This is a genomic window from Catellatospora sichuanensis (assembly GCF_007483665.1).
GTDB classification, from domain to species: Bacteria; Actinomycetota; Actinomycetes; order Mycobacteriales; family Micromonosporaceae; genus Catellatospora; species Catellatospora sichuanensis.
The window spans coordinates 164220-177007 of sequence record NZ_VIQO01000014.1 but is presented as its reverse complement, the minus strand read 5'-3'; the positions used below and the strand labels follow the sequence as shown (position 1 = coordinate 177007).

Below are 12788 nucleotides of genomic sequence, written 5' to 3'. Positions count from 1 at the left end.
AGGGAGCCCTCGGGCAACCTTGCCCACATCCCCTAGGGTCTGCGCCATGGGCCTGACCGACCCCTTCACGGGCACCCTCTACCTGCCGGACAAGGCGATGCCGACCGGGACGTCCCCGGTCATGCTCGCCGACGGGCAGACCGTCGCCCACGTGCAGTACCACTTCTGGACGGTGCGGCAGCGCTTCGGCATCCTCGACCCGGCGGGCAACCTCGTCGCCGAGGGCATTTCACGGGGCATGATGGCGCGGACGTACGAGGTGACCGCCCCATCCGGGGCCCGCGTCATCGAGCTGCGGCTGGGGTTCTGGCGCCCGATCGACGGCGCGGTCGTCACCCTGGCCGGCGGGCGCACGGTCGAGGTGTTGAAGACCAGCATCTGGTCGGACCGCCGGTTCGAGTTCGCCGCGGCCGGGCGGCCGTTCGCGCGGATCACGCCGACGACCGGGGCGCTGTCGTTCCACCCGGACTCGTACGCGTTCGAGCTGACCGCGCCGGTGATGTCGGCCCTCGAAGCCATCTCCCTGGCGCAGGCACTGCGCACGGCGGTCCGTGCGATGCGGGCGGCGGCAAGCGGCTGACCTGCATCTTTCCGGTGAACCATCGGTGCGGCCGGTTCGTTTTGCGGTCATAAGGCTGCACAATGGACACGTTGCTGCCGGCCCATCCGGGGCGGGCACCTGCCCCCAGGAGTGTCCATGCGGCTCCGAGCCCGCCGTTCCGGCGCTGTCCTCACCGTCCTCGCCGCGGCAGGTGCGGCCCTCGTCCCCGTCGGCGCGCCCGCGGTCGCGGTGTCCGCGGCCAACGCCGTCGTGGTGTGGAACCAGCACACCGAGGACACGATCCGCAACGCCGGCCCGTTCGTGCCGCACGTCGCCCTGATCAACCGGGCCATGGTGCACGGTGCCGTATACGACGCGGTCAACGGCATCGCCCGCACCCACCGGCCGTACCTGGTGCAGGTCGGCGCGCAACCGGGCGACTCGGTGGACGCCGCCGCGGCCACCGCCGCCTTCCGGATGCTGAAGCACCTGTTCCCGGCCCAGACCGCGGCGCTGCAGGCCAAATACGACACCGCGCTGGCGGCGGTGCCCGACGGTCCCGCGAAGCTGGGCGGCATCACCGACGGCGAGCAGGCCGCGACCGCGATGATCGAGGCACGCACCGGGGACGGCCGCGGTGGCCCGGCGGACGTGGTGATCGGCACCGAGCCGGGGCAGTGGCGACCCACGCCGCCCGCGTTCGCGATCGACCCGGCACCCTGGGCTGGCGATGTGAAGCCGTTCCTCGTGCCCGACGTGGCGGCGCTGCGCTCGGCTGGCCCGAACCCGCTGACCAGCGCGGCGTACGCGGAGGAGTTCAACGAGGTCAAGTCGGTCGGCTCGCGTACCAGCACCACCCGCACCGCCGACCAGACCGATGCGGCCCGCTGGTGGGCCGCGGTGCCGCAGGAGGCGATGCTGCGCGCGCTGGCCACCGGCCACGGGCTGTCCGCGGCCGACAGCGCCCGGCTGTTCGCGCAGGTCGGCCTGTCCACCGCGGACGCCGTGATCGCCTGCCACAACGACAAGGCGCACTGGAAGTCCTGGCGGCCGGTCACCGCGATCCACGAGGCGGCGAACGACGGCAACCCGGCCACCGAGCCGGACCCGACCTGGACCCCGCTGCTGGACACCCCGCCCTGGTACGAGCACTCGTCCGGGCACTCCTGCAACGTCTCCGCCTGGAGCTACGCGCTGACCGACTTCTTCGACACCGACCAGGTCGCCTTCTCCGGCTTCAACGCCGTCACCGGCACCACCCGCAGCTTCACCCGGTTCTCCCAGGCCCGCAAGGAGATCATCGACGCCCGGGTGTGGGCCGGCATCCACTTCCGCACCGCCGACCACCACGGCGCGGTCATCGGCAAGAAGGTCGCCTTCTACGGCGCCAAGCACTACTTCCAGCCGGTCCAGGCGTCCTGACCCCCCGGGTCCCTCATCCGGTCACGGCCGGATGAGGGACACCCGGGTCACTCGCGGGGCCGGTTCTCCGTCGGCCCCATCTCGATGGCGAGGTGGCGCGCGGTATCGATCAGCGGCACGTGGCTGAACGCCTGCGGGAAGTTGCCGACCTGCCGGCGCGCGTGGGTGTCGTACTCCTCCGCCAGCAGTCCCACGTCGTTGCGCAGGGCGAGCAGCCGTTCGAAAAGCTCGCGGGCCTCGTCGACGCGTCCCATCAGGGCGTAGTTCTGCGCCAGCCAGAACGTGCAGGCCAGGAACGCGCCCTCACCGGGCGGCAGGCCGTCCACCGTGGACCCGGGGTGCTGGGTGTAGCGCTGCACGAAGCCGTCCTTCATCAGCTCGCGCTCGATCGCGGCGACCGTGCCGCGCACCCGCTCGTCGGTGGCGGGCAGGAAGCCGACCAGCGGCATCATCAGCAGCGACGCGTCCAGCTCCGCAGACCCGTAGAACTGGGTGAACGTCTCGCGGCGCGGGTCGTAGCCCTTGTCGAGGATGTCGGCCCGGATCTGCTCGCGCAGTTCGCGCCATTGGTCCACCGGCCCGGACTGGCCGAACTGCTCCGCGTCCTTGACCGCGCGGTCGGCGGCGACCCATGCCATGAGTTTGGAGTGCGTGAACTGCTGCGCCCCGCCGCGCACCTCCCAGATGCCGTCGTCGGGCCGGGTCCAGTTCTCGGACACGAAGCTCATCAGGGCCCGCTGCAGGTCCCAGGTGTGCTGGTCGTACTCCAGCCCGGCCTTGCGGGCCTGGTGCAGCGCGTCCATGACCTCGCCGTACACGTCGAGCTGGAACTGCTCGGAGGCGGCGTTGCCGATGCGCACGGGCTTTCCGCAGTAGCCGGGCAGCCACTCCGCGATGCGCTCGGTGAGCAGGCGCTCGCCCGCCACGCCGTACATGATCTGCAGCTGGGACGGGTCGCCCGCGATGGCCCGCAGCAGCCAGGCCCGCCAGGCCCGGGCCTCGTCGACGAACCCGGCGTACATCAGCGACTGCAGGGTGATGGTGGCGTCGCGCAGCCAGCAGTAGCGATAGTCCCAGTTGCGGACCCCGCCGAGCTCCTCGGGCAGCGAGGTGGTCGCCGCGGCGACGATGCCGCCGGTCGGGCCGTAGGTCAGGGCCTTGAGGGTGAGCAGTGAGCGGACCACGGCCTCTCGCCAGGGCCCCTCGTAGGTGCAGCCGGCGATCCACTCCTCCCAGTACGAGACCGTGCCCTCCAGGGCCACGATCGGGTCCACCGGGTGCGGGGTGGGCAGGTGCGACTCGCGCCAGGTCAGCACGAACGGCACGTGGAAGCCCGCGCCGACGCTGAAGTCGGCGACCGTGGCCAGGTTCTCCCCGTGCAGCGCGACCGGGGTGCGCAGCCATACCGCGTCCGGCCCGGCGATGGCGACCGTGTCGGTGTCGACGCGGCGCACCCACGGCACCACGTGCCCGTAGTCGAAACGCAGTCGCAGGTCCATGCGCATCGGCACCCGGCCGTGCACGCCCTCGACGATGCGCACCACGTCGGCCGCCTCGCCGCGCGGCGGCATGAAGTCGACGAGCCGCACGGTGCCCTCGTCGGTGTCGAACTCCGTCTCCAGCACCAGCGTGTCGCCGCGGTAGCGCCGCCGCACCGCGCGCACCGGGGTCGCCGGGGCGATCTGCCAGCGGCCGTGGTCGGGGTCGCCCAGCAGCGCCGCGAAGATCGCACCGGAGTCGAACCTGGGCAGGCAGAGCCAGTCGATCGACCCGTCGTTGCCGACTAGCGCCGCGGTCTGGGTGTCGCCGATGACCGCGTATTCCTCGATGCGAAGTGGCATGGCAACGACGTTACCCGTGTGCGCGCCGGTGTAACGGTTCCGATCCCGACAGCGGTTGTCGCATTGTCGTCGCAGGTCAAGATGGACTTGAGCGAACGCTCAAAGAGCACTATCCTGCCTCTTGAGCGAGTGCTCAAACGGCCTCGCCGCCCCTCTTCGACCACGGAGACCGCCATGAGCCAGCTGCCCGAGCCGACCGCATCCCCAGGCCCGGAGGCCCTGCCGAAGCAGGACGCCCTGCCCGCCCCGGGCGGCGTCGCCGCACCAGCTGCCCCCGTGTCGCGCCGCCGCAGCGCGGCCCGGTGGGGGATCGCGGGCGTCGCCGCGCTCGTCGTGGCCGGGGTGACGGTGGGCGCGGTGCGGGTTGGCGGCGCCGTCTCCGGCCCGGAGGCGGCGTTGCCCGGCGCCGCGGCCGCCGCACAGCCCGGTGGCGACCTCGCCGCGGCCGATGCGCCGGTCGCCCCGATCGCGTTCACCGCGACGCCGCCCGCGCAGGCCCCGGACTCCTTCGACCCGCTGGTGCGCTTCGCCCGCTTCGGCCGGCTGCCGGCGGGCATGGTGCCCCGGACCACCGTGGTCCAGGCGGGCGACCAGGGCGGATACACCATCGAGGCCGGCCTGCCGGAGCGCAGCATCGGCGCGCAGGTGGCGGTGACCTTCTTCCCCCGCGGCGTCACGCCACACCGCGAGTGCCTGGCCACCGCGAACCTGGTCCGGCCGATGCGCGGCATGGCGTCCACGCCTACCGCCGCCGCGGCACCGGCCGTTCCGGCGGTGCACGGCAAGCCCGTGAAGGCGGTCGACGGGCGTATGCGCTGGGAGTACGCACCCGGCGCGTGGGCCGAGGCGGTCGGCAAGGACCTGGTCGACCGGGAGGGCGAGGATCCCGCCGCGAACCTGCGCGCCCTGGCCGACATCGCCGCAGACCTGCGCTACGGCGTCGAGGCGCTGCGCTTCCCGCTGGTGGTCGGCGGCGTCCCGCGGAGCCTGCGCCTGGCCGTGGCGTCGGTGACCGAGCGATCGAAGACCGGGTGGAGCAGCGGCCTGGTGTTCACGGCAGGGCCTTACTGCGGCGGCGAGAACGTGGCGCCGAAAGACGCGCTCGCCGTGCGGGTCGACGCGATCATCCCCGGGTATGGCTGGACCGGCGACCACAGCAACGCGACCGTGGACGGCCGCCACGCCGTCAAGCAGGAGTTCCCGACCGGAGCGACCGGCCTCGCCGTGTACGACAACCCCGGCCCACATGTAGCCGTCACCACGAGCGACGCGGCCACGACGCAGCTGGTGGGCGGCGACGGGCTGGTCGGCCTCTACCGCCGCATCCAGGTGCTCGGCGCCACCGACCTGTCCACCATCGCCCAGCCTGCCGACCAGGGCGGTTGGACGACGGACCCGGTCCGCTGACGTCGCCGTGGCCTCGTCGGCGTCGCCGCGTCACCGGTCGGGGGTCAGCAGGACGGCGCGGGAGTCCACGTTGACCACGTGCCCGTCGCCCAATGTCGACAGCGGCTCCGGCCAGTGCACGTGGCCGCAGACGGTCAGTGGCGGCGCGGCGCGGCGGATCCGCTCGCCGAGTGCGGCGTTGCCGCGCTGGTCAGGCCGTCGGCCGGTGGGGCCCTCGTGCAGGACGAGCAGGTCGGGTGCGGTGGCCAGGGCGCGGTCGAGGCGGGTGAGCTGGTCGGCCTCGGCGCGGCGGCCCGGCCGGGCGGGATCGCCGACGATGCCGCCCACTCCGGCGAAGCGCACCCCGCCGCATGCGACCGCGTCGCCGTCGAGCAGGGCCGGGGCCGGGTCGAGCCCGGCCAGATCGGACGGCCGGAGCGCGTCGTGGTTGCCCAGTACGCCGGTGACGAACCGGCATCCGGCGGCGGCGAAGGCGAGCCAGACGTCGGCGACGTCACCGGACGCGCCGCGAACGTCGGCCGTGGGAGCGGAGTAGAGGTCGCCGGCGAGCACCACGGCGAGCCGCTCCGGTGGCGGCATGAGTCCCTGCTGTGCCCATCCGGCCAGGTGGTCGGCGAGCGCGACACCGAGCAGCACGGCCGCGCCGCCGTACGGCGACGGGGCGACGCCCTGCAGGTCACCCGCGACCAGGACGGCGTCGCAGCCTTCGGGCGCCCGTTCCACGGCCAGCCGCTGCACGGGCAGCCGCGCCGACTCGGTGCCGCCGCCCGATCGGGCCTGCCGGTAGGACAGGCCGGTCACGGTCGTCAGCTCGGTTCCGGTCACGCGCATCGCCTGACGGTAGCGGCCGTCTGGCCGGCGGAGCAGCCTGATTTCAGCGTACCGGTGGTTCTCGGCACCCGCTCGTGAAGCTGCTCGACGCTGGGCGGATGAGGCGATCGGCACGGCAACCCGGGCCTACCGGGTGGGCGACGAGCAGTTCGAAGCCCAAGGCGACCGCATGATCGAGGCGCTGTCGCTCGCCTGACCCGGCGTACGCCGCTCGATCCGCACCCGCCCTGACGGCAGCGGTTCGCGCGCGGACGCGTCAGCGCAGCGCCTTGCGCCTCGACGCGATCAGGGTCTGCAGTCCGTCGAGGATGCGGTCCAAGCCGAACTCGAAGGCCTGGTCCTGGCCGCCCTCGGCGGCGACCGCGGCCATCGTCTCGGCCAGCAGCGGAAAGCGGTCGCCGTGCTCGGCCAGCACGGCGACGACGCCGGCGCTGAACTGCGCGTCGGGATCGTGCATCGCGGCCGCCTGCTGAGCCATCATGCGGACGTGCCCGGCCAGCACCGCGATGGCGTCGAGGCGTTCGCCGCCGGACAGCCCGGTGTCCGCCAGCGCGGTCAGCGCGCACTCCATCCAACCCAGCTCGTGCGGGCCCAGCGGACGCGGTCCCACGGTCGCCTCCAGCGCCCAGGGGTGCCGCAGGTATGGCGTCAGCAGCCCGTGCGCCCATTCGCGCAGCGCCGCGCGCCAGTCACCGGGGTTCGGCGGGGGCGGCCCGCCGATCGCTCGCTCGACCATGAGCGCGACCAGCTCGCCCTTGCCGGGGAGATACCGGTAGAGCGACATCTTGGTGAAGCCGAGCTCGGCCGAGACGCGCTGCATGGAGACCGCGGCCAGGCCTTCGGCGTCGGCGACCGTGATCGCCGCGTCGGTGATCTGGAGCAGTGTCAGCGAGGGCTTGGGCCCGCGGGTGGGCTGGGCGCGTGCGCCCCAGAGGAACTCCATCGACACCGGCTTGCCCTCCTCCGAAAACTGTGTCTAGCATACACAGTTGAAACAGTGTCCGGTGGACACAATTAGGGGGGCGTCATGCGCAGCGTGCTCATCTCGGGAGCCGGCATCGCCGGTCCGGCTCTGGCGTACTGGCTGGGCCGGGCGGGCTACCGGCCGACGGTCGTGGAGATCGCGGCGGCTCCACGCCGTGGCGGCAGCGCCGTCGACTTCCGCGGCGGGCACCTGACCGTGCTGGAGCGCATGGGCGTGCTCGATGCGCTGCGCGAGGTGCAGACCGGCGGCAGCCCGATGCGCTTCGTCGACGCGGACGGCCGGCGGCTGATGGAACTGCCGGGCGACTTCGCCGGGGGAGAGGTGGAAGTGTTACGGGGCGACCTGGCCCGTGTCCTCTACGAGCACAGCCGCCCGCACGCCGAGTACGTCTTCGGCGACACGGTGACCACGCTGACCCAGACACCGGACGGCGTCGACGCGACGTTCGCCCATGGCCCGGCGCGCACGTTCGACCTGGTGATCGGAGCCGACGGGGTGCGCTCCACGGTGCGTCGGCTGGCCTACGGCCCGCACGGGCGGTACGTGTCGCACCAGGGCTACCACGTGGCGAGCTGGGAGGTGCCCGGCTTCTCCGGGCTGGGCCGCGGCAGCCTGCTCTACAACGAACCCGGCCGCATGATCAGCGTCGGCGGGGACCACCGCGACCCCGACCGGGCGTACGCCTTCGCCGTGTTCGCCTCGCCGTCGATCGACCACCCGCGCCGCGACCTCGATCGGCAGCGCGCGATCATCACGGCCGCCCTCGACGGCGTGGGCTGGCAGGCGTCGCGGCTGCTCGCCACCCTGCCGCAGGCGTCCGACCTTTACTTCGACGCGATCTGCCGGGTCGACGTCACCCCGTGGTCGCACGGTCGGATCGCGCTGCTCGGCGACGCCGCGTGCGGGGCGACGATCGGCGGCATGGGCGCCGGGACCGCGATCGTCGGCGCGTACGTGCTGGCGGGCGAGCTGGCCGCCGCGGGCGGCGACCACACCGTCGCGTTCGGACGCTACGAGGCGCTGCTCGGCGACTACGCCCGGCGCGGGCAGCAGGGCGGCGAGAACACCGGCAAGTTCCTCGCACCACGCAGGGCCTGGACGGCGCGCGCCCGCAACGCCCTGCTCAACCGCCCGTACTTCATGAACCTGCTGCTGAAGGCGGCCGACGACCGCACCAATGCGCTGGACCTGCCGGACTACCCGGCCCTGCGCGACGGGCAGCCGCACGGCACCAGGGGAGGGCATCCGGCGGGGTGAGACCGCGGCACGTGCCAGACCGCGCCGCGTGAGAGACTGCGGCGCGTGACCGTCACCTCGGCTGTTGTCTCGTTCGCGCTCGTCGCCGGAGTGCTCACGATCATCCCGGGCGTGGACACCGCGCTGGTGCTGCGCGTCGCGGTGGCCCGGGGACGCCGACACGCCTACGCCACCGCCGCGGGCATCTGCACCGGCGCGCTGGTCTGGGGCGCGGCCGCGGCCGCCGGCGTCTCCGCCCTGCTGCTGGCCAGCACCACCGCATACGCGGTGATGCGCGCGGTCGGCGGGCTCTACCTGGTCGTCATCGGCACGCTGATGCTGCGTGACGCCTGGCGCTCCCGCCGCGCCGGGCCCACCGCCCAGGACACGGTCCCCGCTCCCGGCCGCACCGCCACGACGTCGTCGCCGCTGACCGGCTCGACCTGGCGGGCGTTCGGCGCAGGGTGCCTGACCAACCTGCTCAACCCCAAGGTCGGCCTCTTCTACGTGGCCATGCTGCCCCAGTTCCTGCCCGACGACGTCGCCGCACTCCCCATGGGCCTCCTCCTGGCCCTGGTCCACGACATCGAGGCGATGATCTGGTTCGCCCTGCTGATCGGCGGCATCGGCCTGGCCCGCCGCTGGTGGACCGGCGACACCGCAGGTCCCGCCCGCATCCGCCGCATCATCGACGCCCTCGCCGGCACCCTCCTCCTCACCCTAGGCCTACGCCTAACCACCGACTGCTGAAAGGAAGGGCACCTTCCCATCGCTATTCGTAGAGGAAGGGCACCTTCTTAACGCGGAATGCGCCGCCTGCTGCGATAAGGGGCATGGCGTGGCAGGCCCGGTCGGCACGGGGCGGCCGTCACGCGGCAGTGGCCGCCGGGTGAGAATGGAACGGTGCTGAAGGCCTCGTCGCTGGTGCGCCCGGCGCTGATCGTGCTGCTGGTCATCGCGGTGCTGGTGACCGCGTTGTGGCTGCTGCAGCGTCGGCTGATCTTTCTGCCCGACACCGCGCACCCCGGCCCGGCCGCCCAGACGATCGCGGGGGCGCGCGACGTCACCCTGCGGACCGCAGACGGACTGGCGCTGACCGCCTGGCTGGTGCCGCCGACCGGCCCGAGCCGCGACATGACGGTGCTGGTCGCGGGTGGCAATGCGGGCAACCGTGGCGGCCGGGCCCCGGTCGCGCGGGCGCTTTCGGCCCGCGGGTTCACCGTGCTGCTACTCGACTACCGGGGGTACGGCGGCAACCCGGGCAGTCCGAGCGAGGCCGGGCTCGCGCTGGACGTCCGGGCCGCGTATCGCCACCTCGTGGACGAGGCGAAGGTGCGCCCGGATCGGATCATCTACTTCGGAGAGAGCCTGGGCTGCGCCGTCGTCACCGGCCTGGCCGTCGAGCACCCACCCGCCGGGCTGCTGCTGCGCTCGCCGTTCACGGACCTGGCCGCGACCGCCGCGGAGCACTACCCGTTCCTGCCGGTGCGCCTCATGCTGCGCGACCGGTTCCCGGTGGCCGAGCAGATCGCGGGGATCACGGTGCCGACCGCGGTGGTGTACGGCACCGAGGACTCGATCGTGCCCGCGGAGCAGAGCCTCGCGGTGGCGAAGGCGGCGGCCGGTGCGGTCGAGATCACGCCGGTCGAGGGCGCGGATCACAACGACGCGGTGCTGTTCGAAGGCGACGAGGTGATGGCCGCGGTCGACCGGCTCGCCGACCGGATCGAGGGCGAGTCCTGAGCGGGGAGCGCGGGTGCGGTCTGACGGCGTGCTGAGGAGCGCGCACGATCGACTTCTGCTTTAGTGGGCGCGGGAGGCACGCCATGAGTGACGATCACCGCCACGGCCGCCGCGGCCACGCCGAGCACGACCACCCGCACCATGCGCACGGCCACGACACCGGCGCGGTCGAGCGCCACCCGCACGACCACGGCCCGCGCGGTGCTGACGAGCCAGACCACCAACACGAAACCGACCATGACCACGCTGACGTGCACCGTGACGCCGATGTGCACGACCACGACGCGCCAGACCACGACGCGTCAGACCGCGACGGGCACGGCCACGACGCGCCAGACCGCGACGGGCACGGCCACGACGCCCACGACCGCGGCCCGCACGGACACGACCATGCGGGCGGCCATGACCACGAGCACGACCATGACCATGACCATGACCACGAGCACGACCATGACCACGCGCACGACCATGCGGACGCGGGTCTGTTCTCCCGGCTGAGACATCAGGTCGGCCACCTGTTCAGCCCGCACTCGCACGACACCGCCGACAAGGTGGACTCCGCCCTGGAGTCGTCCCGCGAGGGCCTGCGCGCACTGTGGATCTCCCTGGTCGTGCTCGGCATCACCGCGGTCATGCAGGGCGTCGTCGTGTACTTCTCCCACTCGGTCGCCCTGCTCGGCGACACCCTGCACAACGTCGCCGACGCGCTGACCGCGGTGCCGCTGGGCGTGGCGTTCCTACTCGGCCGCCGCCGCCCGACCCGCTCGTACACGTACGGCTTCGGCCGGGCCGAGGATCTCGCCGGCATCTTCATCGTGCTGACCATCGCGGCGTCGGCAGCGCTGGCCGGGTACGAGGCGTTCCGCCGCCTGCTCAACCCGCAGGAAGTGCGTCACCTGCCCTACGTGGCCGCAGCGGCACTGATCGGGTTCGCGGGCAATGAGCTGGTGGCCCGCTACCGCATCGTCGTCGGGCGGCGCATCGGCTCGGCGGCGCTGGTCGCGGACGGGCTGCACGCGCGCACCGACGGCTTCACCTCGCTGGCGGTGCTGCTCGGCGCAGGTGGCGCGGCGCTGGGCTGGTGGTGGGCGGACCCGGTGGTGGGCCTGCTCATCACGGTGGCGATCCTGCTGGTGCTCAAGGACGCCGCACGGGAGGTGTACCGGCGGCTGATGGACGCGGTGGACCCGAAACTGGTCGACGCGGTCGAGCAGACGCTGCGGGCGACGCCGGGTGTGGAGGACGTGGGCGAGGTGCGGCTGCGCTGGATCGGGCACCGGCTGCGGGCGGAGTGCGCGGTGTCCGTCGACGCCGACCTGACCGTGGCCCGGGCGCACGCGATCGCGGTCGACGGCGAGCACCGGCTGCTGCACGCGGTGCCGAAGCTGACGGCGGCCATGGTGCACGCCGATCCGGCCGGGGTGCGCACCGATCCGCACGCGGTGCTGAACCATCACCGCGATCCCGGAAACCGTGAGGTTGGTGGCGCGCACGACCGGGTATAGCCGCTGCCGAGGCGATAGTCGCCAAAAGGGAGGCTGGACATGGGTATCGGCGCGAGCCTATTCCTGATCGCGTTGGGCGCGATCCTGACGTTCGCCCTGGATGTGAGCATCAGCGGGCTGGACCTGGACGTGGTCGGCTGGATCCTGATGGTCGTCGGCGTCCTCGGGATGGTCCTGACCCTCACCATCTGGAGCAGCCGCCGGCGCAGCGTGGTGACCACCGCGCCCACCGAGCATCGGGTCATCGAGGAGACCCGCGACACCACGCCCCCCGGCACACTCTGACCTGCATCGTGGAACGCTGCTCGTCGTGTGGAGAGCCCTCGGCCGCGGGTGCGGCCGGGGGCTCGACGCGGCGATGCCACCGAGCGCCGGTGGACGCCCGGCTCGTGGTCGCTAGCCCGGTTCACGCGCGGACTCGGCCGCCGGGGCGCGCCCTGGCGGCCGCGGCGACCTCCGGCCCGTACGCCGAAGGGCCGCAACGCGACCCGGTGCGGGGAGCGTTGCGGCCCGGTGGATCGAGGTCACTGCCAGCGAAAGAGCCGGATGGCGAGAGTGCAGGTGACCAGGGTGTATGCCGCGGTGACGGCCAGGTGAAGGGGCTGCGGCCAGTCACCGGACCATGCGGCCTGCATCGCCTGGGACGCGGCGCCCAGCGGGGTGAAGTCGGCGACGCGCTGCGCACCGTCCGGCATCATGTCGCCCGGCGTCCACACCCCGGCGAAGAACAGCATCGGGAAGTACACCAGGGTGCCGATGCCCGCCGAGGCGCGGGCGTTCGGGGCGACCGCGGCGATGAACAGGGCCACCCCGGTCATCGCGGCACCGCCGAGCAGGAACGCGACGAGCAGCGCCGGCCAGTTCTCCGGGCCGCTGCTGCCGAAGGCGATGGCCGCCATCACCAGCATCAGCGCCGCGCCCGTGAGCAGCGCGCCCGCGTTCACGGCCAGTTGCGCGCCGATCAATGCCGACGGCTTGACCGGCGTGGTCGCCAGTCGCTTGAGCACGCCCCGCTCGCGGTACTGGGCGAGCACGCCGAGCAGGCTGGTCATGGTCACCGTGCCGATGGCCAGGGCCAGCACCACGGGCAGGTACAGGTTGATGGGGCGCTCGCCGCCGAAGTCGGGCGAGGGCTCGCTGAACGCGGGGATGGCGTTGCCGAGCACGATCACGAGCACGGCCGGGAAGGCCAGCGCGAAGAACGCGCCCACCGGCTCACGCAGGAACAGCCGGGCCTCGCTGCCGGCCAGTCGGGTCAGGGCGGACATGGTTGCTCC

General features: G+C 72.9%; 12 protein-coding genes. 8 read left to right on the top strand and 4 right to left on the bottom strand.

Annotated features, from left to right (window positions below):
* The first annotated feature begins 46 nt into the window (after positions 1 to 46).
* Both FLL47_RS27505 and FLL47_RS27500 read left to right on the top strand, forming a co-directional pair.
* Entirely contained in the window at positions 47 to 580 is a 534-nt protein-coding gene (locus FLL47_RS27505) for a hypothetical protein (protein ID WP_144123734.1), read from the top strand.
* A gap of 117 nt (positions 581 to 697) precedes the next feature.
* Entirely contained in the window at positions 698 to 1963 is a 1266-nt protein-coding gene (locus FLL47_RS27500; RefSeq protein ID WP_144123732.1) for a vanadium-dependent haloperoxidase, read from the top strand.
* Positions 1964 to 2010: 47 nt separating this feature from the next.
* Here the strand turns inward: FLL47_RS27500 and FLL47_RS27495 are convergent, their stop codons facing one another.
* A complete protein-coding gene (locus FLL47_RS27495) occupies positions 2011 to 3804 on the bottom strand; it encodes a glycoside hydrolase family 15 protein (RefSeq protein ID WP_144123730.1) in 1794 nt (597 codons plus the stop codon).
* Between the two features lie 174 nt (positions 3805 to 3978).
* Here FLL47_RS27495 and FLL47_RS27490 point away from each other — a divergent pair, with 174 nt between their 5' ends.
* On the top strand, positions 3979 to 5211 hold the full coding sequence (locus FLL47_RS27490; protein WP_144123728.1) for a hypothetical protein: 1233 nt from the start codon (positions 3979 to 3981) through the stop codon (positions 5209 to 5211).
* A gap of 30 nt (positions 5212 to 5241) precedes the next feature.
* On the opposite strand, the gene FLL47_RS27485 is transcribed toward FLL47_RS27490, so the two are convergent.
* Positions 5242 to 6042, bottom strand: a complete 801-nt coding sequence (locus tag FLL47_RS27485; RefSeq protein ID WP_144123726.1) for a metallophosphoesterase family protein — start codon at positions 6040 to 6042, stop codon at positions 5242 to 5244.
* Positions 6043 to 6298: 256 nt separating this feature from the next.
* On the bottom strand, positions 6299 to 6985 hold the full coding sequence (locus FLL47_RS27475; RefSeq protein ID WP_144124031.1) for a TetR/AcrR family transcriptional regulator: 687 nt from the start codon (positions 6983 to 6985) through the stop codon (positions 6299 to 6301).
* An 84-nt stretch (positions 6986 to 7069) separates the two neighbouring features.
* Here FLL47_RS27475 and FLL47_RS27470 point away from each other — a divergent pair, with 84 nt between their 5' ends.
* The 5 genes from FLL47_RS27470 to FLL47_RS27450 all read left to right on the top strand — a co-directional run bounded on the left by FLL47_RS27470 (position 7070) and on the right by FLL47_RS27450 (position 11796).
* Positions 7070 to 8284: an FAD-dependent monooxygenase gene (locus tag FLL47_RS27470; protein WP_144123724.1), complete on the top strand. Its 1215-nt coding sequence runs from the start codon at positions 7070 to 7072 to the stop codon at positions 8282 to 8284.
* Positions 8285 to 8329: 45 nt separating this feature from the next.
* Positions 8330 to 9013 (top strand): LysE family translocator, encoded by a 684-nt coding sequence (locus FLL47_RS27465; protein WP_144123722.1) that lies wholly within the window; start codon positions 8330 to 8332, stop codon positions 9011 to 9013.
* A gap of 153 nt (positions 9014 to 9166) precedes the next feature.
* The gene (locus FLL47_RS27460; protein WP_222106218.1) at positions 9167 to 10006 is read left to right on the top strand and encodes an alpha/beta hydrolase; all 840 of its coding nucleotides are present in this window, start codon (positions 9167 to 9169) and stop codon (positions 10004 to 10006) included.
* Between the two features lie 83 nt (positions 10007 to 10089).
* Positions 10090 to 11511 carry a cation diffusion facilitator family transporter gene (locus tag FLL47_RS44815; RefSeq protein WP_144123720.1) on the top strand — a complete coding sequence of 474 codons (1422 nt, stop codon included), beginning with the start codon at positions 10090 to 10092 and terminating at the stop codon, positions 11509 to 11511.
* Positions 11512 to 11550: 39 nt separating this feature from the next.
* Positions 11551 to 11796: a DUF6458 family protein gene (locus FLL47_RS27450; RefSeq protein WP_144123718.1), complete on the top strand. Its 246-nt coding sequence runs from the start codon at positions 11551 to 11553 to the stop codon at positions 11794 to 11796.
* A 239-nt stretch (positions 11797 to 12035) separates the two neighbouring features.
* Here the strand turns inward: FLL47_RS27450 and FLL47_RS27445 are convergent, their stop codons facing one another.
* Positions 12036 to 12779: an ABC transporter permease gene (locus FLL47_RS27445; RefSeq protein ID WP_144123716.1), complete on the bottom strand. Its 744-nt coding sequence runs from the start codon at positions 12777 to 12779 to the stop codon at positions 12036 to 12038.
* Positions 12780 to 12788: the final 9 nt, after the last annotated feature.